Below are 25791 nucleotides of genomic sequence, written 5' to 3'. Positions count from 1 at the left end.
TGCGGGTCCGGCGAGTGGCGGGGCTATCGCATATGAACAGTGCACGTCTGGCACGATAGTCCCCACATCGTCATGGCCGGGCTTGTCCCGGCCATCCACGCCTTGCCGCGCAGCACAAAGAACGTGGATGCCCGGGACAAGCCCGGGCATGACGACCTCGGTGAAGGTTCAAATGCAAATAGCCCTGCGATTCGCAGGGAAGCGCTACATCCCCGACAGCTTCGTCACGAATACGTTCAGCGAGCCGCCGGCTTCCGCAACCACGCGCAGAGTCTTGGAATCGAAGGCGATGTCGGCGAGAGTGAGGCTCTCGATCCTGGCCTCGACCTTGAGGCCGTCCTCGCTCTTCTGGTAGTCGGCGATTGCGGCGGCGATCTTCTCGCGGGCGTTGGCGGCGATCGGCTTCAGATCGAGCGTTGCCCTCTGCAGCAGCGCCTGCTGCATCTGCGGGACGACGGCGCGGGCGGCGGCACCCAACAGGCCGAAGGCCGCCTCGGATTCCACCGCGAGCTGGATGTCGGTGAGCCGCAGCGTCTGCTGCGCCTGGTCGAGCACCGGCCGGCCCCAGATGTGCACATTCGCCTCGGCGCCGAGGCCGAACCAGCTCTTCTTCTCCTTGGCGCGCACCAGAAGCGAGATCAGCAGTTGGTCGCCCGAGGGCACGACGTTGGCGCTCTTGACGGTGACGTCGACCGGGCCGGAGCCGTCCTCCGGATAGGTGCGGCCGACCATCTGCGCGGCGATCAGCTTGTTGATCTCCGTGAAAGGCACGTCGATCGGCACGCCGATGTTCACGCCGGTGCCGGTCGGCGGTACGATCGAGATCTTGTCGGGGAACGGACAGTCCGGCTTGGTCGGCGTCGAGGTCACGCGTGTCTCGGCTTCGAGGCCGAGCAGCAAGGTCACGGCCTGCGCATCGACGCGCGGCTGCGCCGCGATCGCGCGCACCGGCTTCATCTCGAGCCAGAGCGGCGGCAGCGCCGCCGAGGCGCCAGATCCTTGCAGCGGGATCGAGCGGCAGGCCTTGATCCATTGCGCTTTGGCATTCTCGCGCAGCGAGGGATCGTTGCGGATGCGCTCGGAGACGGCGTTGATCTGCTCGCCGACGGTCTTGTCAATCAGCGGCTTGACCTGCGCGGGCACGTTGACCTTGGCGCCGGCGACGTTGAGGTTGGTGTCGCCGAGATTGACCTGGGCGCCGAGATTAGGCTCCAGATACCAGGCGGCGGCGAGCTTCGGGCGCGAGGTAACGACGACGTTGCCCTTGATCTCCGCGCTCGCGTTCAGGTTCTTGATGTTGACCGCGCCGATCCGCTTCGCGGCGTCGCCGCCGAGCACGCTGCCGAGCGCATCGCCAAGCGCGCCTGTGGCCTTCGACGACAGCGAGCCGGTCACGTTGAGCTTGCCGGTGAGCGGGGTCGAGATCGTCAGCACGTCCTTGTCGCCGGCTGCCGCCATCGGGCCCCGGACGGCGGACCAGCCGATATCGGCATTCTCCAGGATCTGCGAGATCGGGTTGTCGGCCTTGCCGGCGAAATTGCGCGGCGCGGCCCTCTCGGCCTGCTCGCGGATCGCCGACAGCGCGATGGCGACCGGCGCGATCACGATGGAGCTCTTCGAGGCCGGCGGCAGCGGCGGCAACTGAGCGACCGGCGGCGCCGAATCTGTCGCGCGCGGCGCCAGTAATTCCATCGCCTTCAGGCTGATGAAGAACGACGCCGCGAGCACCGCGACACCGATCAGGATAGTCTTCACATTCCACGTCAGACGCATCAATCCCCCAAGTCGCCCCGACGGGGATTCTACAGGGCGGGCGAGGAGGGCGCTAGAGCGCACCCGTTGGGTGGAATTGGGGCGAAACCGCAGCGTGAGATCTGCGACTGCGGCCATCCTTCGAGACGCCCGCCGTTGGCGGGCCCTCAGGATGAGGACCGTGTGTGTGCGGCGCTGGTTTCAGCGAGCGCCGATGTTGCTTAGCCTCATCCTGAGGAGACCGCGAAGCGGTCGTCTCGAAGGACGAGGCTAAGCGCTCAGCTCACCGTGAACTAGCTTTGCCGCGGGCGCCGGACCGCTCTCACCTTGCCGCGATTGCCGCCGCCGCAGAAGAAACGGTCACCGCCGTCCGATTCCAGGCCTGACACGATCGTACCGGCGGGCATGTCGATCTGCTCGATCACTTGTCCCGTTTCCGGGTCGATCCGACGCAAATCGCTCTGTTCGTTCTCCCAGGTGCCGTGCCAGAGCTCGCCGTCCACCCAGGTCACCCCGGTCACGAAGCGCTTGCTCTCGATGGTGCGGAGGATCTTCCCCGTTTCGGGGTCAATTTGATGGATCTTGCGCTCGCGATATTGCCCGACCCAGAGCGAGCCCTCGGCCCAGGCGAGGCCGGAATCGCCGCCGCCGCCGGGCGCCGGAATGGTGCCGAGCACCTTGCCCGAGGCCGCATCGATCTTCTGGATGCGGTCCTCGGCGATCTGGAATAGGTGCCGTCCGTCGAACGCCGTTCCCGCATGCGCGGCGACGTCGATGGAGCGCGCGATCCTGCCGTCGGCCGGATCGAGCGCGTTCAGCTTGTCGCCGGAGGCGAACCAGACTCGCGTGCCGTCATAGGTGACGCCATGCACGGCTTCGACGCCTGGAAAGGGGCCATATTCCGTGACGATCTCGGCGGCTGAACGTTTCATGTGCTTGCTCCCTGTGCTTAACGCGCATCCTACGTCTTCAGGAGCGGCGTGGGGAGTAACAAGCCTGTCGGGAAACCCGGAACGGGCGGCGTCATCCAGCGGCGCGCCCGTCCGTGTCCGTACGACTGCACCTTGCCCGACCGCGCCAGCTCCTCGAGCGCGCGCTGCACGGTGCGCGGACTGATGCGAAGCGCAAGCGCGAGCGCCGAGCTCGACCATGGCTCGCCGTCGGTAAGAAAGGCGAGGACGGCGGCGTGCCTCTCCTCAACGGGCCGCGCCAGCACGAGGACGTCGCGCGTCTTCCGCGGCGCCAGCACGAAGCCTTGCTTCGTCGCGCTGATATCGGCCAGCGGCGCGAGCTTGGTGCGGAGCCGTCCGATCTCGACGCGCAGGCGCGCGCGGTGCGATTCGTCGGCGTGCCCGGCTCGAAAGGCGCCGGATATCAGCGTCTCGCGCGAGACATCCGCAGGCCATGCTTGGGCCAGGAGACGCGCGAGCGCGAACAGCACGGGGCGCGTTCCGAGCGACACCGCGACGCCTTGCCTGCGCACGACGTGATGAAAGGTATCCACGACCAGCGCCGTCGAGGTCGCCAGACGTTCGACCTCTCCCAGCAACAGCGGATGTTCGCTGCCGCGGGCGATCAGGCGTGCTGCCGGCGTGTCGAGGATCAGGCTCGCGCTGTCGACCTCGGCCACGAGCGCCGGAATGGCTGCAAGGCGCGCTGCGTGAGCCGCGCGGCCAAGCGCCGTGCGCGCGTCGTTCGTTCTGAGCCGCCTGATGGCGATGCCGGCGAGCACGAGCTCGCGGACGACCTGCGACGCGGGCGGGAGCATGGCGGGACGGACTTCGGCGAGCGTGCGCTCGGCCTCGTCGAGGCGCCCGACCAGAAGCAGGCGGCGGGCCTCGACATGGCCTGCATGGGCGGCATTGACGAGATCGCCGTGCTGTTCGAGCGTCGCGCGTGCCGCCGCGAGCGTCTTCACCGGCCAGTTCAGATCGCGTGAGACCAGCGCGATCTCGGCTTCGGCCACCAGGCATCTTGCGCGTGCCACCGCCTCGCGCGGACCGAAGGCGCGCGCGGCGGTGCGCAGCAGCAACTTGGCCTTGGCGAGATCGCCGAGCTGCGCCATCGCGATGCCGCGCAGCGCCAGCGACGGCGCATCGTTGCGCAGCGCGACGCGGTTCAGGGCGCCGAGCGGATCGCCGGCCTCTAACGCGCGCGCAGCGGCAGTGATCAGCGATTCCATGTCAATCCCGCCACACTTGTTACTCCCGCACCGTGGCCGCTTGGTGCCAGAAATCGTTGGCAGGACGTCGAGCAAAAGCTTTGGAGAGTCATGATGACATCAGCAGAAAAAGCAGGAACCAACGGAAAGACCGCCATGCAGACACCGCCGGTGGTGTCGCCGCAGGACTGGGAGGCGGCCCGTCTGCAGCTGCTCGTGAAGGAGAAGGCGCATACCCGTGCCCGCGACGCCTTGGCCGCCGAGCGGCGCCGCATGCCATGGATGGCGGTCGACAAAACCTATGCGTTCGAGGGCCCCGGCGGCAAGCTCAGTCTGCACGAGCTGTTCCAGGGCCGGCGGCAACTGATCGTCTATCGCGCCTTCTTCGAGCCCGGTGTGTTCGGCTGGCCCGATCACGCCTGCCGCGGCTGCTCCATGGTGGCCGACCAGGTCGCCCATGTCTCGCACTTGAATGCCCGCGACACCACGCTGGTGTTCGCGTCGCGCGCGCCGTACGCCGACATCGTCAGGTTGAAGCAGCGGATGGGCTGGACCATGCCCTGGGTCACCATCACCGACAGCTTCGATGCCGATTTCGGCGTCGACGAATGGCACGGCACCAACGTGTTCTACCGCGACGGAACGCGCATCTTCCGCACCTATTTCGTCAAGAGCCGCGGCGACGAGCAGATGGGCGGGACCTGGAACTATCTCGACATCACCCCGCTCGGCCGCCAGGAGGTGTGGGAGGACTCGCCTCCGGGCTATCCACAGACCCCGACCTACAAATGGTGGAACTGGCACGACAGCTACGAGGAGGGCGCCGCGCCCGACAAGCGATGGGTGGAGATCTCGGACGCCGGCGAGAAAGCCTTCCGCGAGGAGGCCGCGGGAGAACGGAAATGACCGGCCCGGTCAGCGCGGTCCCCGGCGCCAGCCCCGACGCTGTGGCGGCCGCGCGCCACCTCGCCAGATGGCTGGCGCTGGCGGCCACGCCGACCTTCGCGATCATGGCCGTGATGACGGCTTTGGCCGAGGGTGGGTCCGCGGAGATGCTGTGCGGCGCCGGGCAGGGCTCTCTGCTCGGCGGGATGGTGCCGATGTATCTCTTGATGAGCGCGTTTCATGCCGCGGCGTGGCTGAGGCTGATGGCGGAGCGGCGGCGGTAGCGGCCGGTGAAGCGATCCGCCGGTGCGAACGCCTCGTCCTTCGAGACGCGCGCAAGGGCGCGCTCCTCAGGATGAGGCTATCTGGCATTTGGCGAGTGGCGCAAGTACTGGATGACTGCGAGCCACACACTCAGTCCTCATCCTGAGGGCCCGCCGTAGGCGGGCGTCTCGAAGGATGATGTGATCCTCGCTTTGCCAGCTCATGCAGCTCGGCGAAGCCGCCGCGCATGAACGCCTCCTTCTTCGCGCGGCTCCATTTCTTGAGCTTGCGCTCGCATTCGATCGCGTCGGTGATGTGGTCGAACCATTGGGAGAAGATCAGCGTGACGGGGCGACGAGACATCGTGTAGCCCTCGAACGTGCCGGCGTTGTGTTGAGCGACCCTAATCTCGAGCTCGGTGCGCGTCGTGCCGATGTAGTAGCTGCCGTCCGCGCATTGGAGAATGTAGAGCCACGCGCCGTCGGTCATCGTGAACGCCTCGTCCTTCGAGACGCGCGCAACGGCGCGCTCCTCAGGATGAGGCTAATCTGGCAGTCCTGCCTTGGCGCAAGAGGATTGATCATGACCGGGAAACGTCTCGGCAGCCAATCGAAGCAGCAGACTCAGTCCTCATCCTGAGGGCCCGCCGCAGGCGGGCGTCTCGAAGGATGCGCCGCAATCACCGGTCACTGCGACATTGCCTTCAGATGCGTTACCACTTTCGCCGCCTCCTCCGCCGAGATGCCGCCATAGGGCTGCATCTTGTGGCCGGACACGACTTCGTCCGGCTTGACCATGAAGCGGGTGAGCTTGTCCTGGTCCCAGGCGAAGCCGGCTTCTTTCATGGACGAGGAGTAATTGTAGTCCGGCAGCGAGCCGGCCTTGCGTCCGACGATCTTGTTGAGATTGGGACCGAGGCGATTGTCGCCTTCCTTCATGGAATGGCAGGTGCGGCAGGAATTGTTGAAAGCCTGCTTGCCGGCGTCGTCATTCGCGGGTTGCTGCGCGCGCGAGGCGTGCGCGGACACGAGCAGCGTCAGTGCTCCGGCGCAGGCGAGGGCGTGCAGCCATGGGCTTGGCGAGGGTTGCCTTCGTGGTCGCATTTGCGCCTCCATCGGGGATTGCGCCGCAACAGGCGCAACGGGGATGTCGAGGGCAAACGAAAACGGCCCCGGTGGGTTCCGGGGCCGTTCGCGTTACGTTGTCCTGTCGCTTCAGCGGCTCGCGGCGCCGAGGTCTGCGCGGCGCTCGGTCATCGGCAGCACGATCACCTTGGTGCCGACGTTGACGCGGGAATAGAGGTCGGTGACGTCCTCGTTGGTCATGCGGATGCAGCCGGAGGACACGCGCTTGCCGATGGTTTCAGGGGCGTTGGTGCCGTGGATGCGGTAGATGGTGCCGCCGAGATACATGGCGCGCGCGCCGAGCGGATTGCCGGGGCCGCCGGCCATGTGGCGCGGCAGATAGGGCTGGCGGGCGATCATCTCCGGCGGCGGCGTCCAGGCCGGCCACTCGGCCTTGCGGCTCACTGACTGGATTCCGGACCAGGTGAAGCCGTCGCGGCCGACGCCGATGCCGTAGCGCAGTGCCTGGCCATTGCCGAGCACGTAATAGAGATAGGTATTGGGCGTATCGATGATGATTGTGCCCGGCGCTTCGCGCGTCGCGTAGGAGACGGTCTGGCGGCGGAAGCGGGCCGGCAGCTCGACCGCGTCCTGATCCTCAGGCTCGGTCTGGTAGGTCGGCGCCTGATAGGGCTGATACGGCTGATAGGGCTGCAGCGGCTGCGGCGCGGTCATCGGCGGCAGCGGCTGGAAGAACGGGAAGATCTGCACCGGCGCGGCCTTGGCTGCACCAGCGAACGCGATTGCGGAAACCGCGACGGCACTGAGTGCAACGGCGCGCGAAAACGTCTTGAACGTGTCCAGATTGAACATGTGATCGCCCCTGTTTGCTCGGTGTTTTGCTCACCGCGGCACCGTTGCGGTGCTCCGTTGCCTAAAGTCCTAACGGCAAAACGTTTCGGGACATTTGCGCGGAAAACCGAAAACGGTTTCACGGCGGCAAGAATTGTTTCATGACAGTTTCGTGGCTCCGCCGGCTCGTTAACGAACAAAACAGCACGCCGACACTTCTGTGACGTCACACGCCTGAAATAACCTTCGTTGATGGTCGATGCCTGAGAATCATCAAACTCTCGGGATCTTCCCATGCGGGTATTAATCGCGACGGACGCCTGGCATCCGCAGGTCAACGGTGTGGTCCGCACCCTGACCTCCCTAGCGAATGCGGCCAAGGCCCTCGACGTCGAGATCGACTTCCTCACCCCCGACGGCTTTCCGTCCTGGCCGCTGCCGACCTATCCGGGCCTGCGCTTCGCGCTGCCTTCGGCGAAGGAGATCGCGCGGCGGATCGAGAAGGCCGCGCCAGAGGCGCTGCATATCGCGACCGAGGGCCCGATCGGCTGGGCGGCGCGCGCTTATTGTCGCCGCAACCGGCTCGCCTTCACCACCTCCTACACGACCCGCTTTCCGGAATACGTCTCGGTGCGGACCGGCATCCCGGCGGGCGTCGGCTACGCGGTGCTGCGCCACTTCCACGATGCCGCTGCCATGACCATGGTGGCGACGCCCTCGCTGCGGCAGGAGCTGTCCGAGCGCGGCTTCAAGCGGCTCGGCTTCTGGACGCGCGGTGTCGACACCGGGCTGTTTCATCCCGACGCTCCGGCACAGCTCGACCTGCCGCGCCCGATCTTTATGACGATGGGGCGCGTGGCGGTGGAGAAGAATCTCGAAGCGTTCCTCTCGCTCGATTTGCCCGGCACCAAGGTCGTCGTCGGCGACGGCCCGCAGAAGGCGGCGCTGGAGAAGAAATATCCGGACGCAGTCTTCCTCGGCGAGAAGAAGGGGGCGGATCTCACGGCCCATCTCGCCGCGGCCGACGTATTCGTGTTTCCGAGCCTGACCGACACCTTTGGCGTGGTGCAGCTCGAGGCGCTCGCCTGCGGCACGCCGGTTGCGGCGTTTCCGGTGACGGGACCGAAAGACGTCATTGCCGATCACCCGATCGGCGCGATCGACCACGATCTGGGCTCCGCCTGCCTGCGCGCGCTCACGATGTCGCGCGAGACCTGCCGCAATTTCGCGCTGGAGCGCTCCTGGGAGAACAGCGCGCGCCAGTTCGTCGGCAACCTCACCTCACTGCAGCCCAGCCGCGTCCTGCGCGCCTCGCCTCGCATGGCGCGGCGGCCGGTGCGCGGCTGACCGTTTATTCGAACCACAGCGAGAACCTCATCGATGGCTAAGATCATGAACTTTGACGGCACCCAGCAGCTCGACCTCACGCGCGGCACGGTCGAGCAGGCCTATGACCGCTGGGCGCCGGTCTACGATCTCGTGTTCGGCGGCGTATTCGCCAAGGGCCGGCAGGCCGCGATCGCGGCCACCAACAAGATCGGCGGCCGCGTGCTCGAGGTCGGCGTCGGCACCGGCATCTCGCTGCCGCTCTACGCGCCGAACCTGCGCATCTTCGGCACCGACATTTCGGAAGCGATGCTGGACAAGGCGCGCCGCCGCGTGACGGAGCAGAAGCTGAAGAACGTCGAGGGCCTCGCGGTGATGGACGCCGAGAAGCTCGAATTCCCTGACAATTCCTTCGACGTCGTGATGGCGCAATACGTCGTCACCGCCGTGCCGAACCCGGAGAAGGCGCTCGACGAATTCGCCCGCGTGCTGCGTCCGGGCGGCGAATTGATCATCCTCACCCGCGTCAGCGCCGACGCCGGCATGCGCCGCTTCATCGAGCAGAAGCTGCAGCCGGTGGTGCGTCCGCTCGGCTTCCGCACCGCCGAGTTCGCCTGGTCGCGCTATGCCAAATGGCTCGCCGGCGCGCACGGCATCGAGCTTGCCGAGCGCCGCTTGATTCCGCCGCTGGGACACTTCTCGCTGGTGCGCTTCCGCAAGGTCGACGTCGCCAAGGCGGCTTGATCTGCAAGCTCACGCGTCGCGTGCGTCATCGCGCCGCTGCACATCGTCACATGACAAAATGATGATGTCACACGGCCTACATCGAATCCCTGTAATCCTGAACCCGAAAGCATTTTGGGGAAGAGCATGATCAAGAATTATCTCGAGCAGCTGCGGATCCAGCGCTGGGACGACCATCGCTACTATCACCACAGCCGCATCAATCAGAGCCTGCACTTCGTCAGCGCGCTGAGCTTCCTGTTCGCCTATGTCTGGCTGTTCATCGATCCCGTCGTCTCCGCGCTGGTCGGCTGGTTGGTGTCGATGACCTCGCGCCAGGCCGGCCACTTCTTCTTCGAGCCGCACACCTACGACCACATCAACCAGGCGACGCACGAGTACAAGGAAGAGATCAAGGTCGGCTACAATTTGCAGCGCAAAGTGGTGCTGATGGCGATCTGGGCGCTGTCGCCGCTGGTGCTGGTCGTCGATCCCACCCTGTTCGGCATCTTCACGCCCTGGCAGAGCGCGACCGACTTCATGCGGCAGGTGGCGAAGATCTGGCTCGTGGTCGGCGGTGGCGGCCTGCTGTTCCGCACGGTGCACCTGTTCTTCATCCGCGACGTCGAGACCGGCCTCGTCTGGATGACCAAGATCCTGACCGATCCCTTCCACGATCTGATGCTCTATCGCGGTGCTCCGCTCGCCCTGATGCGCGGCGAGCTGATGGATCCCGGCCTGCACCTCAATCCCGAGCACACGCTGGGCTTCATCGACGAGCCCGTGCTCGAAGAGCAGCACGCTTGAAGCGCGCGGCGCACGCGACAGGCTCCGATGTCTGATGGCTACGTCATGCCCGGGCTTGTCCCGGGCATCCACGTGTTCGGGGCTGCGAACGCGGTGCTTCCTTCACCTCTCCCCGCGTGCGGGGAGAGGTCGAATTTGCGCGGAGCGCAAATTCGGGTGAGGGGGGCTATCCGCGGGGACGCTGCCAGATGGTCGTGCGTCAATGCTCACCGCACGCGCGGAGAGCCCCCCTCACCCCGACCCTCTCCCCGCAAGCGGGGCGAGGGAGAAGGGCGAGCGGTGATCGGGGCTAAGTGTCAGAGAGCCTCAGCGCCCGAAGCGCTTGGCCAGCATCTCTTTCAGGATCTGGCGCTTGATCTGCTTGTTGGTGAGCACGCCATCGTGCCAACAGAAGCCGTCGGCCTTCATCTTCTGCGCGGCGCGGACGAAGCGCTCGGCGACTTCGGTGAAGCCGGCGTCGGTGTAGTTGAGGCTGAAGATCAGCCGTCCCGTGCCGACCCAGCTCAACGCCAGCCCTTCGGCGCGCAGGTAATATTGCAGCATCCAGTTGTAGCGGGACGGCGTGGTGTATTTCACCGTCCAGATCGAGGAGAAGTTGGCGAAGCGCACCGGCAGGTCGGCATCCTGCATCATCTGGTTGAGCTTCTTCACGCGCCCGTTCCAGGTCTCCTCCAGCCCGTCATAGACGGCACGGAAGTTCGGGCTGGCGAGGCGGCTCAGGAACTCGTCCATCGCCGTCATGACGTAGGGGTGCGAGTTGAAGGTGCCGCGGGCGAAGCAGATGTCGGCGGGACGGTCGTCGCGGAAGCGCCGCATCAATTCGCGCTTGCCGCAGACCACGCCGACCGGCAGGCCGCCGGCGAGGCTCTTGCCATAGGTCACCATGTCGGCCTTGACGCCGAAATATTCCTGGGCGCCGCCGGCGGCGAGGCGGAAGCCGACGAAGACCTCGTCGAAGATCAGGACAATACCGCGCTCGCTGCAAACCTCGCGCAGCTTCTTCAGCCATTCGGTGTAGGCCGCGCGATCGAAATTGCCGCCGCGGGAGGAATCGACCAGCGAGGAATCCCCGGGCGCGTTGGCGTTGGGATGCAGCCCCTGCAGCGGGTTGACCAGAACGCAGGCGATGTCCTTGCGCGTGCGCAGGACATGCAGCGTCTTCTCCGACATCTCGGCGAGGGTGTAGGTCTCGTGCGCAGGAATGGGATTGCCGACACCCGGCTGCACGTCGCCCCACCAGCCGTGATAGGCGCCGGCGAAACGAACCAGGTGCGTGCGCTTGGTGTGGTAGCGCGCCAGCCGCACAGCCTGCATCACGGCTTCGGTGCCGGACATGTGGAACGAGACCTCGTCGAGGCCGGAGATTTGGCAGAGCCGCTGCACATTCTCGAGGATGACGGGATGGTACGGCCCGAGCACGGGTCCAAGCGCGTGCGCGCGCTTCTCGGCGCCCTCGATGCACTCCTTGTAGAAGTCGTTGCCGAAGATGTTGACGCCGTAGGAGCCCGTGAGGTCGTAGAAGCTGTTGCCGTCGACATCGGTGACGGTGACGCCGCTGGACGATTCCATGAAGGTCGAGGTCCCCAGATGCTCGCGGACGAGGCGCGAGAACTGGAACGGCACGCGATAGCTTTCGGTGAAGTTGAGATCGGAGATCTGCTCCGCCGCTTCCTTGGTCATCGCGCGGCCCTTGGGGTAGCGCTCGGCGTAGAGCCTGGCGAGACGGAAGAAGGCGTCCTTGCGTTGCGCTGCGATGTTCGCCGGCGCACCGTCGCAGGCGAAGTATTGATCGCCCTCGAACTCGTAGAACGGCAGCAGCCGCGCCACCCGGCGCGACATCTTGGAGTGCCCGGCGAGCGAGCGGTGCTTGGCGCGGGAGAGTTCGACCCGCGCCTTGATCTTCGGGAGGACGGCGGCAGCGGACGCTGCGGCGGCCACGGACATCGAGAGAATCGGGAGTGTCGTTTCCATGACAACAAGCGCTAAACCTGCGAGCTGACAGATTCATGACAGTCAAAGCCCTCATCGCCTCTTTCACTCAGCAGGAAGACCTCAACTTCCTGTTGACCAATCGCATCCCCCGCGCGGCCCTGACCCGCTTCATGGGCTGGTTCTCCAAGATCGAGAATCCCCTGGTGCGGGACTTCTCGATCGCGCTGTGGAAGCTGTTCTCCGACCTCGATCTGTCGGAGGCAAGCAAGACGCAGTTCAGGAGTCTGCACGACTGCTTCACCCGGGAGCTGAAGCCGGGCCTGCGGCCCTTCGATCCTGATCCTGCGGTGGTGGCGAGCCCCTCCGACGGCATCGTCGGCGCTCACGGGAAAATCGCGGACACCGAGCTGTTCCAGGTCAAGGGCGCGCCCTATTCGCTGCTCGATCTCGTCGGCGATTCCGCGCTGGTCGAGCAGCACCGCAACGGCTCCTTCGTCACGCTGCGGCTGACGTCGAGCATGTATCACCGCTTCCATGCGCCCTATGACGCGCACATCGAGCGGGTCACGCTGATCCACGGCGACGTCTGGAACGTCAACCCGATCGCGCTCAAGCGCGTCGAGCGTCTGTTCTGCAAGAACGAGCGGGCGGTGATCCGCACGCATTTGTCGACCGGCGAAGCCGTGACGCTGGTGCCGGTGGCGGCGATCCTGGTCGCGAGCATCCGCCTGCACTTCCTCGACATGGTGCTGAACGCGCAGACGCGCGGCCCGGTCAATTTTCCCTGCGACGTCAACGTGAGCAAAGGCGAGGAGCTCGGCTGGTTCGAGCACGGCTCGACCATCATCATCCTCGCGCCCGGCGATTTCTCCTTCTGCGACGGCATTGCCGAGGGCACGCGCATTCGCGCGGGTCAAGCGCTGCTCAGGAGAAAGTAGTCTTCAATCCGCCGCCCCCGCCGCCTATATCGTCGGGTGGGGACGATTCGATCGATACGGATGTGACGATGGCGCGGGCGCCGGTCATGGCGGCGGGTGGTATTGTGTTGCGGCGCGCGCCGGTGCCGCTGGTTGCAGTCGTGCGCCAGCGCAAGCGCAACGAATGGGTCCTGCCCAAGGGCAAGCTCGACGACGGCGAGACGCCGAGGGAAGCCGCGCACCGCGAGGTGCTGGAGGAGACCGGCCACGACGTCGCCGTGCACGAATTTCTGGGCACGCTGGTCTATCAGTCCGGCGGGCGCTCCAAGGTCGTGCATTACTGGCGGATGGAGGCCGACGGCGGGCCGGTCCGCAAGCTGATGAACGACATCAAGGCGGTCGACTGGTTGACGCTGGACGACGCGATCGCCCGTCTGTCGCGCGAATACGAACGCGTCTTCCTGACTCAGATCGGACCGATCGCGCTCGCGGCGGCAGGGCTGGCGCCTCTGTCCGTCCCGGAGCAGGTTTCCGAGCCGGTGTCGCCGTTGGCGAAGGACGACATCCATGCATCTTTGCAGACGCTGACACAAGCGGAAGCAGCTTCTGTCGATGAGTTGCGGCATGGCCTGTTGCAGAAGGTGAAGGCTTGGCTGCGCGGCGAGGCGTGAGTTCTCTCGACCTCGCCCCGCTTGCGGGGAAAGGTCGGATTGCATCGTAGGTGCAATCCGGGTGAGGGGGACTCTCCGCGAGTCTCACTGTCACTATTTCTGCCGAAGCAGCCCCTCACCCCAACCCTCTCCCCGTAAGAACGGGGCGAGGGAGCGCACCGAGCGCGCTCACGTGCGTCGAACGTGTTTGAGCCGACCCTCCGCGCGTCAGCTGACGCGCTTCCAGGTCTGACCGCCGCAGAACATGCCGCCGAAGGCGCAGCCCTGCACGCGCATCACGTTCGGACCTTTCATCGAGATCGTGGAGTCGTAATTGCGTCCGGAGTTGGGATCGCGAATGCGGCCGCTCCACTTCGATCCTTCGGGCTTCATGTTGATCAGGATGCGCTCATTGGTCTTCTCGGCATAGCCGCAGAGATTGGCGCCACACTGCTCGACGCGGACATTGCCCTTGTTCTCTTCGGTCGCCCAGATGCCGATCGGCGAGTTCGCTGCGGCCACGGGCGCGGCAGCCACCGGAGCCGGCGCGGGAGCCGCGGCGACGGGAGCGGTGGCAGCAACGGGCGCGGGCGCCGCAACCGGAGCAGGCTGCGAATTGTCGAAGCCAATAGAGGGAGCGGCGGCAGCGGTCGCGGCTGGGGCAGCGGGCGCGGCTGGCGCTGCCGGCGCAGTCGCTTGCGGCACCGGCTGCTGCTGCACGGGAGCCGGCGCGGGCTGCGCCGTCGTGGGCGCCGGAGCCGGCGTGGTGTCCTCGTCATCGTCCTTGGAGCCGCCAAGGCCCTTGAGGTTGATGTTGTTCAGCTTGATCGGCTTGTCCGACAGGCCCGGCGCGACGATGGTCACGCAGTTGAGCGAAGCGCAGTTGCGCGGCGTCTCGATGCGGATGTGCTGGCCCTCGATCTGGAACGAGATCGAATTGCCGGCATGCGCGGCGGCGGTCGAAGCCAGGAAGAGGGCGGTGGCGGCGATGGAGAGCTTGTTCATGACAACCTCCGAAAATAGCGCGGTCCCGATATGGACTGGTGTCGCTGGTGGATGAAGCGTGGTTCGACCCTACGCCGCGGCGGTCGGGCGTTCTGTGATGGGCGTCACAACGAGCGAACAACGCCTGGGTGATGCAGCGCACATTCAGCCTCGCCTGCGCTGCGTAACGTCGTCGCGACCTGAGGGAAACGCAGATGCAGCGGCTTGCAACCTGGCTTGCCACTTGTCTTGCCACATCGATCGCGCTGCTGGCGGTCGCGCCGACGGCGCAGGCCGGCTCCTACACGTTCTCGATCGGCGGCAGCCGGTTCCATGTCGAGGCGCCGCGCAATTGCCGAGCCGCGTCCTGTATTACGGTGGCTCCCAAGCGCAGCCTCAGGCCGACGGGGGATGTCGGCCCGGCACGAACTGTGCAGCCGGCGCCCGCGCCGATGGTCCAGGCGCCGCAGCCGGCTTGTCCGGCGGCAGCGGTCAAGCCGCCACAAGCGGCTGTGGTGGTGCCGCCACCGGCGCCTCCCGCCCTTGCCGCGGCGACATCGCAGCCCGTTGCACCGCCGCCGGCGCCAAGCTTGGAGATTGCAAGAATGGAGACGCTGAGCCCCGGTCCGCCGCGGGTTGACCTGGAGCGCACCGATCAGCCGAAGACCGCCGCGCTCGAACCGCCGCGCATCGAGCCGCCGGTCATCGTTCCGAGCACCGAGATCAATCAGACCGTAGCGGTGGCGCAGATCAGCACTGACACGGGCCACGCGCTGCTCGGCGAATGGGAGAGCCTAGGTGCCAAGGGCACGGTCCGCATCGAGCGCTGTGGAGCTGCGTTGTGCGGTTACGCGCTCAGTGAAGCGTCGAGCCGCGGCGAGAGCGTGCTCGTCAACATGAAGCCGAGGAAGCGCGATGTCTGGGCCGGCAGCATCTACAGCCGCTCCAGCGGCAACACCTACTACGCGAGGATGACGCTGAAGGGCTCCGGCAAGCTGCACGTCGAAGCCTGCGCGCTCGGCCGCTTCTGGTGCTCCGGCAACGACTGGACGCGAGTCGATGCGCCACGGGAGGAGATCACCGCCTCGTCGCAGCCATCGCGCACGCGGTCGTAGTGTTTTTCTTACCCTCCCCTGGAGGGGGAGGGTTGATCGCGCGCAGCGCGAGCGGGGTGGGGTGATCTCTCCTCTCGGACACTGTGGATGGGGAGAGACTGTCACCCCACCCCGCTACGCATTCCGCTTCGCTACATGCGCAGCGACCTTCCCCCTCCAGGGGAGGGTAAGCAGCCGCGTTGTGTCGATCGATGCCGTCTAAATCATCCCGAGCACGATGGCGCCGACGAAGGCCATGGCGAGGTAGGCGGTGATAACGCTCAATCTGCCGGCGAACGTCATGAGGTCGCTCCCTCCGTGCGCGTTGCTTGGCGCGCAGCTCTTATGGTTAACAGAAAGTCTCTTTCTGAAAAAGTCAGGCTCGCTGTCGGTCGTCATCGGCAGCAACCGGCCCCGCCGCGCCTGGTATGGTTAAAGAACACTGAAATCAACACGTTGAAGAGTCTTTAAGTAAATTCACCGAACGTGCGTTCATGACGCGCGGAGTTCGTTTGTATCTCGTCGGCTCCATCGTCCTTGTTTCGCTAGCGGGTTGCGGTCGCGGCTTCTTCCAGGCCGAACGCGAACCGTGGCGGGCCGAGGCAGAAGCCGCATGCCTGAAATCGGGCGCAGTCAAGGAAAGTGCGGACATCGTCCGCATCGACCCGATCTCCGGCCCTGGCAGCTGCGGCGCCGAGTTTCCGCTCAAGGTCGCCGCCATCGGCGAAGCCTCCGGCACCTATGGCTTTGCCGACGAGGCGCTGCGCCCCCCCGGCAGCATCGGCAACCAGCCGCGTTGGCCGGTGCAGCCGCAGTCGAATTATCCGCAGAGCCGGGGATATCCTGCATCGTCCTATCCGCAGCCCTCGAACTATCCCGAGAGCGCGGTGCGCCAGCCCGCCGGCTACGGCACCTCGTCCGGGCCGATGTCGCTCAACGCTCCCGGCGTGGCTGCGCAGGAGGACGAGATCGACCTGCCGCCGGAGGGCACCGATGCCGCGGGGGCGGCGCGTTACATGAACACACCGAGCTATCCGGCTCGTCCGGCGCCTTACTCGCAGGCGCCGGCACAGCAGCCGCTGCCGCGTCTTGGTCCTGCGCAGGGTAATCCCGTCACGAGCGTCGGTCCCGTCGCGATCAAGCCGACCGCGACGCTCGCCTGTCCGATCGTGTCCGAGCTCGACCGCTGGCTCGCCGACACGGTGCAGCCGTCGGCGATGCGCTGGTTCGGCGTACGCGTCGCCGAGATCAAGCAGATCTCCGCCTATTCCTGCCGCGGCATGAACGGCAATTCGCGGGCCCATATTTCGGAGCACGCCTTCGGCAACGCCCTTGACATTTCCGCCTTCGTGCTCGCCGACGGCCGCCGCATCACCATCAAGGACGGCTGGCGCGGCATGCCGGAAGAGCAGGGCTTCCTGCGCGACGTGCAGGCTGGGGCCTGCGCGCACTTCACGACCGTGCTGGCGCCGGGCTCCAACGTCTTTCACTACGATCACATCCATGTCGATCTGATGCGCCGCGCCAGCCGCCGCCTGATCTGTCAGCCCGCCGCGGTGTCGGGCGAAGAGGTCGCCTCGCGCGCGCAATCGCGCAGGCCCTATGCGAGTGCGCGCGAGCCGTCGGTGACCGGTTCGCTCGGTGCTCGCAAGAGCACGATGCACAAGCGGGAAGACGACGAGTACATCGACGAATAGGCATGACCTTGCGGAAGTCATCTCCCGCCGTCATTGCGAGCGGAGCGAAGCAATCCAGACTATCACCGCAGCGGCAGTCTGGATTGCTTCGTCGCAAGGGCTCCTCGCAATGACGAGGAGAGACCGGATTCACTATGACCGCTGGCATCGTCCGCTATCTCACCCACCCGCAGGTGCAAATCGATCCCGATGTGCCGGTGCCGCAATGGGGCCTGAGCCCGGTGGGTCGCGCGCGCACCGAAGCTTTGGCGAATGCAGGCTGGCTCGCAAGCACGACGCAGATCGTCTCCAGTGGCGAGCGGAAGGCGATCGAGACCGCCGAGATCATTGCCGCTCGGCTCGGACTCATGATTGAGATCCGCGAGGCCATGCACGAGAACGACCGTTCGGCGACCGGCTTCCTGAAGCCGGCCGAGTTCGAGCAAGTCGCCGACCAGTTCTTCGCCGCGCCTCATCTCAGCGTGCGCGGCTGGGAGCGCGCTGCGGATGCACAGGCGCGGATCGTGCGCGAGGCCGAGGCGGTGCTGGCGCGACATCGTCCCGGCGACGTCCTGTTCGTCGGCCACGGCGCAGTCGGCACGCTGCTGTTCTGCCACATTGCGGGCCACCCCATCGCCCGCATCCACGATCAGCCCGCCGGCGGCGGCAACTGCTTTGCGTTCGCGCGGGAGGGGCGGCGCGTCCTGCACGGGTGGCGCGCAATGGAAGACATCGGAATTTGATCCCAGCGGAGCCGGAGTTCATCCGGCGGCCGGCTTCCGCGGCGCGGGTGCCAATCCCATGCAGCGCTGCACCTCACCCGGGACGTTGTAGGTGCGCATGATGTGGCGGCTGTCGCGCAAGCCGGACGCCTCGCGTTGCACCACGAACATCCAAAGCGCCTGGCCAGCTTCCAGCACCAGCTTGCGCCTGGCCGGTTGCATCGCTTCCGGCACATCGGTCGCTGCGTGGGCGGCGTCGAACTCGCGCAAGCGCGACAGGCTCTGTTCGAGGGCACGGCCCATCCGTCCAAGCGCGGAAGCCTGTTCCTGGACGATCTCGTAGTGGAGGATGTCGACCGGCGGGCGAAGATCGCGAGACATGGCCGCAATATAACCGCCCGGCCCACAGGCGCAACGCGCGGCTACTTCGCCTTATACGCCGCCAGGAACATCCGCGTTGCGCTCTCGACCACCGCACTCATGCGCTGTTCCGACGGCGCGGGCGCCGCCTGGAACACGAAGGGCAGGAACAGCGAGGCCTTGCTGAGCTCCATGAACTGCGAGGCGGCGAGATCGCAATCGTCGATCGCGAGATCGCCCGAGGCGACACGGGCCTTGAGATAGTCGGAGAGGCGGTTGATGCTCTTGTCCAGCACGCGCGCATAGTAACGGCGGCCGACATCCGGCATGCGCTCGGCGATCGCCATCACGGTGCGGATCGCCGATCCGCCACCGGGGCGGCAGACCAGGTGAAGATAGGCGAGGCCGAACTCCTTCAGCGTCGTCTCGGCCTCGCGCTCGGGATCGAAACTGAACACGACCTGGCCATGCTGGAGCGCCTCCTGTTCGACGATGGCTTCGAACAGCGCGAATTTGTCGGCGAAATAGACGTAGAGCGTGCCCTTGGAGACCTGCGCGGCGCGGGCGATCTCGCCCATGCTGGCGCCGTCGAAGCCAAGATCCATGAACACCTTGCGGGCACCGTCCAGAATCTGGCGGCGCTTGGAATTGTCCTCGTCCGGGACGACGTGCAATTGTTCGCCGGCAGCTACAACCATTGGTTTAGGGTCTCGGAAGCTTTTTGGTTCGGATCAGGGCCATGAAACGCCAACTAAGGCTTCGCGGCAGTAAGGTCTGCAGGACACGATCTCTATATTGACCGAACCGTTCGGTCAATGGTATTTGAGATCCAGCGAGGAGACCGCCCGCAGCAGCGGGCGCCCTCGGTTGCGTTTTTGGGGAGGCCTGGATGGCCGCATCGAGAGACCAGACGGCTCGCGTCCTTCGCCAGGAAGCGGTGGAGGACCAGGCGGGTGGTGATGCTGTCTCCGAGGCATCCGCACTCCCTGCCGAGCAGCTGCGCCCTCATGTCGCCGAGGAAGCGAAGCGTCCGACCCGCGAGGCGCCGGAGGGCCCGGTGACCGACAAGCCGCCGGCACCCGCGACGGAGGTGCCTGCCGCCGCTGCGCCCAAATCCGGCAAACGCAAATTCGTCCTGACCGGCGTCGGCCTCGCGCTCGCGCTCGCCGTTGCGGGCTATGCCGGCTATTACACGCTGGTCGGCCGCTTCTACATCTCGACCGACGATGCCTATGTCCGCGCCAACAACACCATGCTCGGCGCGCGCGTTGCCGGCCATATCTCCGCGATCCTCGCCGGCGACAACACGCCCGTCCAGGCCGGCGACATCATCTTCCGCATCGACGACGGCGATTACAGAATTGCGGTTGAAGCCGCCGCGACCAAGATCGCGACCCAGCAGACCACCATCGATCGCATCGGCCGCCAGGTCGCCGCACTCGACAGCCAGGTCGTCCAGGCCAGGGCGCAGCTCGTCTCCGCGGAAGCGGGCCTCAAGCGCGCCGACCTCGATTACGAGCGCCAGCAGGCGCTGAGCAGCAAGGGCTTTGCCTCGCGCGCCACCTTCGAAAGCTCGGAGGCCGGACGCGACCAGGGCGCCGCCGCGGTCAAGGCCGCACGCGCCGCCTATGAGGTTGCCGTCAGCAATGTCGACGTCGCCAAGGCGCAGCAAGCCGAAGCGCAAGCGCAGCTCGCCGAGCTCAAGACCACGCTCGCCAAGGCCGAGCGCGACCTCAGCTTCACCGCGGTGCGTGCGCCGGTCAACGGCACGTTCTCGAACCGCCTGGTCAACACCGGCGACTTCGTCGCGGTCGGCCAGCGCCTCGGCAACATCGTGCCGCTGGATGAGGTCTATATCGACGCGAATTTCAAGGAGACGCAGCTCAAGCGCATCCGTCCCGGCCAGCCGGTGACGATCAAGGTCGATGCCTATGGCATGCGCAAGTTCTCCGGCGTGGTCGACAGCATCGCGGCGGGCGCGGGCTCGGTGTTCACGCTGCTGCCGCCCGACAACGCCACCGGCAATTTCACCAAGATCGTGCAGCGCGTGCCGGTTCGCATCCGCGTGCCCAAATCAGTGGCGAAGCAGAACCTGCTCCGCGCCGGCATGTCGGTCTACGCCACCGTCGACACCAACAAGGGCGCCGCCGACGCCGACACCGAGGTCGACCTCGACCATCCCACCGCGGTCCATCCGCAGTAGGGACGATGACATGAGCCGCGCCGCTGCCCCGAATGCAGGTGCGCTCCCTCTCCCGCTTGCGGGAGAGGGCTGGGGAGAGGGTGTCTCCTCCAGGGAGACTCCCCAAGAGGAGAAAGCCCTCACCCGCCGCGCTCTTCGAGCGCGTCGACCTCTCCCGCAAGCGGGAGAGGTAAGAGCCCGCCGCTCCAGTCCGAACTGACACATGGCCACCGCCACTACCGCTTCACCTGCCATGATGGCGGATCCCGCTTCGGAGCGCATTGCGCCGAAGCGGCTGTTCGCGTTCATCATCATGGTGTTCGGGATGTTCATGTCGATCCTGGACATCCAGATCGTCTCGGCCTCCTTGAGCGAAATCCAGGCCGGGCTGTCGGCGAGCTCGAGCGAGGTGTCCTGGGTTCAGACCGCCTATCTCATCGCCGAGGTGATCGCGATCCCGCTGTCGGGCTTCCTGTCGCGCGCCTTCGGCACGCGGCTGCTGTTCGCGATCTCGGCGGCGGGCTTCACCGCCGCAAGCCTGCTTTGCGGCTTCGCCACGACGATCGAGGAGATGATCCTCTGGCGTGCGCTGCAGGGCTTTCTCGGCGCCGGCATGATCCCGACCGTGTTCGCTTCGGCCTACACCGTCTTTCCGCGCACGAAATTCCACATCGTCGGACCCATCATCGGCCTCGTCGCGACGCTGGCCCCGACCATCGGGCCGACGGTCGGCGGCTACATCACCGACCTGATGTCGTGGAACTGGCTGTTCTTCATCAACGTCGTGCCCGGCATCGGCATCACGTTGGGCGTGCTGGCGCTGGTCGATTTCGACGAGCCGCATTTCGAGCTGCTCGAGCGCTTCGACTGGTGGGGCCTATTGTTCATGGCCAGCTTCCTCGGCACGCTGGAATACGTGCTGGAGGAAGGATCGCAACATCAATGGATGCAGGACACGTCGGTCGCGATCTGCGCCTGGATCAGCGGTCTCTCGGCCATCGCCTTCTTCTGGCGCGTGTTCACGGCGGCCGAGCCGATCGTCAATCTGCGCACCTTCTCCGACCGCAATTTCGCCGTCGGATGTACGCTGCAATTCTGCATCGGCATCGGCCTCTACGGCCTGACATACATCTACCCGCGCTATCTCGCCGAAGTGCGCGGCTACAGCGCGCTGATGATCGGCGAGACCATGTTCGTCTCCGGCATCACCATGTTCCTGGTCGCGCCGCTGGTCGGCCGGCTCATGGCGAAGGTCGACATGCGCTACATGATCGCATTCGGCCTCATCGTGTTCGCGATCGGCTCCTACCAGATGACCTTTATCACGCGCGAATACGATTTCTACGAGCTGCTGGTGCCGCAGATCCTGCGCGGCATCGGCATGATGTTCGCGATGGTGCCGACCAACAACATCGCGCTCGGCACGCTCGCGCCCGAGAAGGTGAAGAACGCGAGCGGCCTGTTCAACCTGATGCGCAATCTCGGCGGTGCGGTCGGCCTCGCCGTCATCAACACCGTGCTCAACGAACGCACCGACCTGCACATCGTCCGCCTGCAGGAGCGGGTGACCTGGGGCAACGCGACTGCGACCGAAACCCTGACCATGTTGATGCAGAAGTTCCAGGGGCTCGGCGATTCCGCGCTGATGGCGATGAAGCAGCTCAGCCAGATCGTGCATCGCCAGGCCGTGGTGATGAGTTTCGGCGACGTCTTCCTCATGCTGGCGCTGTTCTATCTCGGTCTCAGCCTGCTGGTCGCGCTGCTGAACAAGCCGGCTTCGCCGTTCGGCGCCGGCGGCGACGCGCACTAATTTGCAACACTCGTGCGTGATCTCGCGCGAGGCCCGTTGCAATCGGCTGGCGACACATCTATAAAGCGCACCCATTCATTCGAACCGGGGAGAGATTTGCATGATTTCGTCGCAATCGCAGATCGTACGCCCGCGCTCGATGATGACCTCGATCACGTTCTGGCTCGGTATGTACGCGGCCTGTTAGAGGCCTCTTCCGCCAGCTTCGATTGGGCCAAGGTTTTGGCCAAGCGTCCCGATCGCTTCGTTTCCCAAGTCAAAATCAGTCTTACGTGACGCCGTCTCGGCCCTCGCGGCCGGCCTGCGTCCACCGATGGAGCCGGCCCGCGCGAAGCGGCCGGATGATGCCATGACCGCTCTGTCCAAGAAGCCTGCGGCGATTCGCGTCGTGCTTCCCTTCGTGTTCAAGCATTGGCTGAAGCAGCCGGGGCGCGGCCTCGTCGTGGCCGGCGGCCTGCTCGGCGCAACCGCCGCCGATTTGTTCATGCCGGTCTTCTCCGGCCACCTGATCGACGCGCTGACCCGAGGTCCGTCCGACCCCGATGCCCGGCACGCGGCGCTGGTCGCGTTCGGCGCCATCGTGGCGCTGGGTGCGGCCTCGATGGTGCTGCGGCTCGCGGGATTGCAGGCGATCGTGCCGTTCACGCTGCAGATCATGTCCGAGGTCGCGCAGGAGGCGTTCACGCGCGTGCAGCGTCTCTCGACCGACTGGCACGCGAACTCCTTCGCCGGCTCCACGGTCCGCAAGATCACCCGCGGCATGTGGGCGCTCGACCTGCTCAACGACACGCTGCTGTTGGCGCTGCTGCCCTCGTTCGTCGTTCTGATCGGCTCGATGATTCTGCTCGGCCTGCACTGGACCTCGCTCGGCGCGGTGATCGCGCTCGGCGCGCTGGCCTATGTCACGATGACGGTGCTGTTCTCGACCCGCTACATCGCGCCGGCCGCGCGCGTCTCCAATGCCTGGGACACCAAGGTCGGCGGCACGCTGGCGGATGCGCTGACCTGCAACGCCGTGGTGAAATCCTTCGGTGCGGAGCTGCGCGAGGATGCGCGGCTCGCGCGCGTCATCAACCGCTGGCGCGTGCGGGTGCGGCGGACCTGGTTTCGCTACAACTACACCGCCATGGCGCAGCTCACTCTGCTGCTGGCCTTGCGCGCCTCGGTGATCGGCGGCTCCGTATTGCTGTGGGTCTCCGGCTACGCCTCGCCCGGCGACGTCACTTACGTGCTGACGAGCTACTACGTGATCCACGCCTATTTGCGCGACGTCGGCATGCACATCAACAACCTCCAGCGCTCGGTCAACGACATGGAGGAGCTGGTGGCGATCCACGACGAGCCGATCGGCATCGCCGATGCGGCCGATGCGCAGCCGATCGCGATCGAGGGCGGCGAGATCGTGTTCGACGACGTCACGTTCCAGTACGGCGGCCATCGCACGCCGCTCTACGACGGGTTGTCGCTGACGATCCGCGCCGGCGAACGGGTCGGCCTCGTCGGCCGCTCCGGCTCCGGCAAGACCACCTTCGTCAAGCTGGTGCAGCGGCTCTACGACGTCACCGGCGGCCGCGTGCTGATCGACGGGCAGGACATCGCGCTGGCCACGCAGCAATCGCTGCGCAGCCAGATCGCGATCGTGCAGCAGGAGCCGATCCTGTTTCACCGCACGCTCGCCGAGAACATCGCCTATGGCCGGCCCGGCGCCAGCTTGGAAGTGATCGAGCAGGCGGCGCGGCTTGCCAATGCGCACGACTTCATCCTGCGCCTGCCGAAGGGCTACGGCACCCTGGTCGGCGAGCGCGGCGTGAAATTGTCGGGCGGCGAGCGGCAGCGCGTGGCGCTGGCGCGCGCCTTCCTGGCGGATGCGCCGGTGCTGATTCTGGACGAGGCGACCTCGAGCCTGGATTCGGAATCCGAGGCGCTGATCCAGGAGGCGATGGAGCGGTTGATGCAGGGCCGCACCTCGATCGTGATCGCGCATCGGCTGTCGACGGTGAAGAGCCTCGATCGCATCCTGGTGTTCGATCGCGGCGAGATCGTCGAGCAGGGCACGCACGCGGTGCTCGCGCGCAAGCCGGACGGCATCTATCGCAGCCTGTTCGAGCGCCAGGTGGTGGAGCTCGGACAGATCGCAGCAGCGGAATGACGCGCGTGGCCGGCGGACGAATGCCGGCCACGTTGCGTGAGGATGGAATGACATGAAAGACCTGACACACGGCTCCATCGTGAGACATATCCTGATCATGACGCCGCCGATCATGGCCGGCATGATCTCGATCATGATCTGCCAGCTGGTCGACCTGTACTTCGTGTCTAGCCTCGGCGATGCCGCGGTTGCGGGCGTCGCGGCGGCGGGCAACGCCGGCTTTCTCGTCAACGCTTTGATGCAGGTGCTCGGCGTCGGGACAGTGGCGCTGATTGCGCATGCGGTGGGACGCAAGGACCGGCGGGACGCCAATCTGATCTTCAATCAGGCGGTCGCGCTCTCGGTGCTGGCGGGCGTCTTGACCCTCGTGATCGGTGCGGCGCTGTCGCGTCCTTACATGCGTTCGATTGCCGCTGACCAGGCCACGATCGAGGCGGGGACCACTTATCTGTTGTGGTTCATGCCGGCGCTCGCGCTGGAATTTGTCATGCAAGTCATTGCCTCCGCCCTAAGCGGGACCGGTATCGTTCGCCCCGCTATGTTGGTGCGGATCCTTGCCGTCATCATCAACATTGCACTGGCGCCGGTACTGATCTCGGGCTGGGGCACCGGTTATCCGCTCGGTGTCGCCGGCGCCGGACTGGCGAGCACGATCGCGGTGGGCGCCGGCGTCCTGATGCTGCTGGCGTATTTTCGCAAGGTCGAGCGCTACGTTGCATTCAATCCGGTGCAGTGGCGTCCGCAGCCGCGCTACTTCAAGCGCATCCTCAATGTCGGTCTGCCGGCCGGCGGCGAGTTCGCAATGATGTTCATCTTCATGGCGGTAGTTTACTACGTGCTGCGCGACTTCGGCGCGGCGGCACAGGCCGGATTCGGTATCGGCCAGCGCGTGCTCGCCCTCATCCAGATGCCGGCGCTCGCGGTTGCACTGGCGGCCGGGCCGATCGCAGGCCAGAATTTCGGCGCTGGCGACGCCGCGCGGGTGCGAGAGACTTTCGTCAAATCGGCGCTGATCGCCACGGTCGTGGCGGTCGGCTTCATGATCCTCGCGCAGCTGAAGCCGGAGCTGCTGCTGGCCGGATTCTCCAACGACCGGGAGACGATGGAGGTCGCCTTCCTGTTCCTGCGGATCATCTCGCTCAACATGGTGGCGCAGGGCCTCATCTTCACCTGCTCCAGCATGTTCCAGGGCCTCGGCAACACCAAGCCTGTGCTGCTGAGCTCGCTGACGCGCGTGTTCACCTATTCGGTGCCGGTGCTCTGGCTGTCGACGCGACCCGGATTCCGCATCGAGCACGTCTGGTATCTTTCGATCGCGGCGACGACGCTGCAGGCCGGCTTGAGCCTGTGGCTGCTGCGCCGCGAGTTCGGCAAGCGCTTCGCGCCGCGGGACCAGCCTGCGGAGACCGTGGAAGCCGAGGCGGTCGCGCCTCCCGCGCGTGCTCCCGCGTAGAGAAAATGACCGCCCGCCAGTTCGCGGC

General features: G+C 65.9%; 25 protein-coding genes. 14 read left to right on the top strand and 11 right to left on the bottom strand.

All coding sequences use genetic code 11. The features are described 5' to 3' along the window. Nucleotides 1-204 precede the first annotated feature (204 nt). The 3 genes from ABIA45_RS18005 to ABIA45_RS17995 all read right to left on the bottom strand — a co-directional run bounded on the left by ABIA45_RS18005 (nucleotide 205) and on the right by ABIA45_RS17995 (nucleotide 3934). Entirely contained in the window at nucleotides 205-1773 is a 1569-nt protein-coding gene (locus ABIA45_RS18005) for a DUF4403 family protein (protein WP_404653027.1), read from the bottom strand. 272 nt (nucleotides 1774-2045) lie between these two features. Then, nucleotides 2046-2684 carry a glutaminyl-peptide cyclotransferase gene (locus ABIA45_RS18000; protein ID WP_057026952.1) on the bottom strand — a complete coding sequence of 213 codons (639 nt, stop codon included), beginning with the start codon at nucleotides 2682-2684 and terminating at the stop codon, nucleotides 2046-2048. Nucleotides 2685-2713: 29 nt separating this feature from the next. Continuing rightward, nucleotides 2714-3934, bottom strand: coding sequence for a helix-turn-helix domain-containing protein (locus ABIA45_RS17995; RefSeq protein WP_271542738.1), 1221 nt, complete (start codon nucleotides 3932-3934; stop codon nucleotides 2714-2716). Nucleotides 3935-4024: 90 nt separating this feature from the next. On the opposite strand from ABIA45_RS17995, the gene ABIA45_RS17990 reads away from it, so the two are divergent. Further along, nucleotides 4025-4819, top strand: a complete 795-nt coding sequence (locus ABIA45_RS17990) for a thioredoxin family protein (RefSeq protein ID WP_271542736.1) — start codon at nucleotides 4025-4027, stop codon at nucleotides 4817-4819. Beyond that, the gene (locus ABIA45_RS17985; RefSeq protein ID WP_271542734.1) at nucleotides 4816-5082 is read left to right on the top strand and encodes a hypothetical protein; all 267 of its coding nucleotides are present in this window, start codon (nucleotides 4816-4818) and stop codon (nucleotides 5080-5082) included. Before ABIA45_RS17990 ends, ABIA45_RS17985 begins: the two co-directional genes overlap by 4 nt. A 130-nt stretch (nucleotides 5083-5212) precedes the next feature. On the opposite strand, the gene ABIA45_RS17980 is transcribed toward ABIA45_RS17985, so the two are convergent. From ABIA45_RS17980 to ABIA45_RS17970, 3 genes are all read right to left on the bottom strand, one after another. Further along, nucleotides 5213-5551 (bottom strand): GIY-YIG nuclease family protein, encoded by a 339-nt coding sequence (locus ABIA45_RS17980; RefSeq protein WP_271542732.1) that lies wholly within the window; start codon nucleotides 5549-5551, stop codon nucleotides 5213-5215. A 197-nt stretch (nucleotides 5552-5748) separates the two neighbouring features. Then, nucleotides 5749-6165, bottom strand: coding sequence for a c-type cytochrome (locus ABIA45_RS17975; RefSeq protein ID WP_404543115.1), 417 nt, complete (start codon nucleotides 6163-6165; stop codon nucleotides 5749-5751). Nucleotides 6166-6276: 111 nt separating this feature from the next. Continuing rightward, entirely contained in the window at nucleotides 6277-6999 is a 723-nt protein-coding gene (locus ABIA45_RS17970; protein ID WP_157281595.1) for a L,D-transpeptidase, read from the bottom strand. Nucleotides 7000-7272: 273 nt separating this feature from the next. On the opposite strand from ABIA45_RS17970, the gene ABIA45_RS17965 reads away from it, so the two are divergent. The 3 genes from ABIA45_RS17965 to ABIA45_RS17955 all read left to right on the top strand — a co-directional run bounded on the left by ABIA45_RS17965 (nucleotide 7273) and on the right by ABIA45_RS17955 (nucleotide 9834). After that, entirely contained in the window at nucleotides 7273-8325 is a 1053-nt protein-coding gene (locus ABIA45_RS17965; protein WP_271542728.1) for a glycosyltransferase family 1 protein, read from the top strand. 33 nt (nucleotides 8326-8358) lie between these two features. After that, nucleotides 8359-9048, top strand: a complete 690-nt coding sequence (locus tag ABIA45_RS17960; RefSeq protein ID WP_404653024.1) for a methyltransferase domain-containing protein — start codon at nucleotides 8359-8361, stop codon at nucleotides 9046-9048. A gap of 126 nt (nucleotides 9049-9174) precedes the next feature. Continuing rightward, nucleotides 9175-9834: a membrane protein gene (locus tag ABIA45_RS17955; RefSeq protein WP_025034507.1), complete on the top strand. Its 660-nt coding sequence runs from the start codon at nucleotides 9175-9177 to the stop codon at nucleotides 9832-9834. A 306-nt stretch (nucleotides 9835-10140) separates the two neighbouring features. Here the strand turns inward: ABIA45_RS17955 and ABIA45_RS17950 are convergent, their stop codons facing one another. After that, a complete protein-coding gene (locus tag ABIA45_RS17950; protein ID WP_404653022.1) occupies nucleotides 10141-11805 on the bottom strand; it encodes an aminotransferase class III-fold pyridoxal phosphate-dependent enzyme in 1665 nt (554 codons plus the stop codon). Nucleotides 11806-11840: 35 nt separating this feature from the next. Between ABIA45_RS17950 and asd the strand changes: the two genes are divergently transcribed. Both asd and ABIA45_RS17940 read left to right on the top strand, forming a co-directional pair. After that, the gene (asd, locus tag ABIA45_RS17945; protein ID WP_128263736.1) at nucleotides 11841-12704 is read left to right on the top strand and encodes an archaetidylserine decarboxylase; all 864 of its coding nucleotides are present in this window, start codon (nucleotides 11841-11843) and stop codon (nucleotides 12702-12704) included. 68 nt (nucleotides 12705-12772) lie between these two features. Next, nucleotides 12773-13354 carry an NUDIX hydrolase gene (locus ABIA45_RS17940; RefSeq protein WP_271542719.1) on the top strand — a complete coding sequence of 194 codons (582 nt, stop codon included), beginning with the start codon at nucleotides 12773-12775 and terminating at the stop codon, nucleotides 13352-13354. 207 nt (nucleotides 13355-13561) lie between these two features. On the opposite strand, the gene ABIA45_RS17935 is transcribed toward ABIA45_RS17940, so the two are convergent. After that, nucleotides 13562-14338: a DUF2147 domain-containing protein gene (locus ABIA45_RS17935; RefSeq protein WP_275508675.1), complete on the bottom strand. Its 777-nt coding sequence runs from the start codon at nucleotides 14336-14338 to the stop codon at nucleotides 13562-13564. Between the two features lie 194 nt (nucleotides 14339-14532). Here ABIA45_RS17935 and ABIA45_RS17930 point away from each other — a divergent pair, with 194 nt between their 5' ends. After that, nucleotides 14533-15432, top strand: coding sequence for a DUF2147 domain-containing protein (locus ABIA45_RS17930; RefSeq protein ID WP_404653020.1), 900 nt, complete (start codon nucleotides 14533-14535; stop codon nucleotides 15430-15432). A 198-nt stretch (nucleotides 15433-15630) separates the two neighbouring features. Here the strand turns inward: ABIA45_RS17930 and ABIA45_RS17925 are convergent, their stop codons facing one another. Then, entirely contained in the window at nucleotides 15631-15810 is a 180-nt protein-coding gene (locus ABIA45_RS17925; RefSeq protein WP_157287790.1) for a hypothetical protein, read from the bottom strand. A gap of 95 nt (nucleotides 15811-15905) precedes the next feature. Here ABIA45_RS17925 and ABIA45_RS17920 point away from each other — a divergent pair, with 95 nt between their 5' ends. Next, nucleotides 15906-17108, top strand: coding sequence for an extensin family protein (locus ABIA45_RS17920; RefSeq protein ID WP_404653019.1), 1203 nt, complete (start codon nucleotides 15906-15908; stop codon nucleotides 17106-17108). Between the two features lie 134 nt (nucleotides 17109-17242). Continuing rightward, on the top strand, nucleotides 17243-17830 hold the full coding sequence (locus ABIA45_RS17915; protein WP_404543109.1) for a histidine phosphatase family protein: 588 nt from the start codon (nucleotides 17243-17245) through the stop codon (nucleotides 17828-17830). Between the two features lie 18 nt (nucleotides 17831-17848). On the opposite strand, the gene ABIA45_RS17910 is transcribed toward ABIA45_RS17915, so the two are convergent. Both ABIA45_RS17910 and ABIA45_RS17905 read right to left on the bottom strand, forming a co-directional pair. Next, complete coding sequence (locus ABIA45_RS17910; protein WP_036003457.1) at nucleotides 17849-18190, bottom strand: DUF6665 family protein; 342 nt, start codon at nucleotides 18188-18190, stop codon at nucleotides 17849-17851. Between the two features lie 41 nt (nucleotides 18191-18231). Further along, the gene (locus ABIA45_RS17905) at nucleotides 18232-18867 is read right to left on the bottom strand and encodes a TetR/AcrR family transcriptional regulator (RefSeq protein WP_225128345.1); all 636 of its coding nucleotides are present in this window, start codon (nucleotides 18865-18867) and stop codon (nucleotides 18232-18234) included. Nucleotides 18868-19058: 191 nt separating this feature from the next. Between ABIA45_RS17905 and ABIA45_RS17900 the strand changes: the two genes are divergently transcribed. From ABIA45_RS17900 to ABIA45_RS17885, 4 genes are all read left to right on the top strand, one after another. Further along, nucleotides 19059-20372 (top strand): HlyD family secretion protein, encoded by a 1314-nt coding sequence (locus tag ABIA45_RS17900; RefSeq protein WP_275496971.1) that lies wholly within the window; start codon nucleotides 19059-19061, stop codon nucleotides 20370-20372. Between the two features lie 202 nt (nucleotides 20373-20574). Continuing rightward, nucleotides 20575-22161, top strand: coding sequence for a DHA2 family efflux MFS transporter permease subunit (locus tag ABIA45_RS17895; RefSeq protein ID WP_157287782.1), 1587 nt, complete (start codon nucleotides 20575-20577; stop codon nucleotides 22159-22161). 349 nt (nucleotides 22162-22510) lie between these two features. Continuing rightward, nucleotides 22511-24310 carry an ABC transporter ATP-binding protein gene (locus ABIA45_RS17890; protein WP_404653018.1) on the top strand — a complete coding sequence of 600 codons (1800 nt, stop codon included), beginning with the start codon at nucleotides 22511-22513 and terminating at the stop codon, nucleotides 24308-24310. A 52-nt stretch (nucleotides 24311-24362) separates the two neighbouring features. Beyond that, nucleotides 24363-25763: an MATE family efflux transporter gene (locus ABIA45_RS17885; RefSeq protein WP_404653016.1), complete on the top strand. Its 1401-nt coding sequence runs from the start codon at nucleotides 24363-24365 to the stop codon at nucleotides 25761-25763. Nucleotides 25764-25791 lie beyond the last annotated feature (28 nt).

Source organism: Bradyrhizobium sp. USDA 336, assembly GCF_044908355.1.
GTDB lineage: Bacteria > Pseudomonadota > Alphaproteobacteria > Rhizobiales > Xanthobacteraceae > Bradyrhizobium > Bradyrhizobium yuanmingense.
The sequence above is the reverse complement of the archived record's forward strand: the minus strand, read 5'-3'. Positions and strand labels throughout refer to the sequence as shown.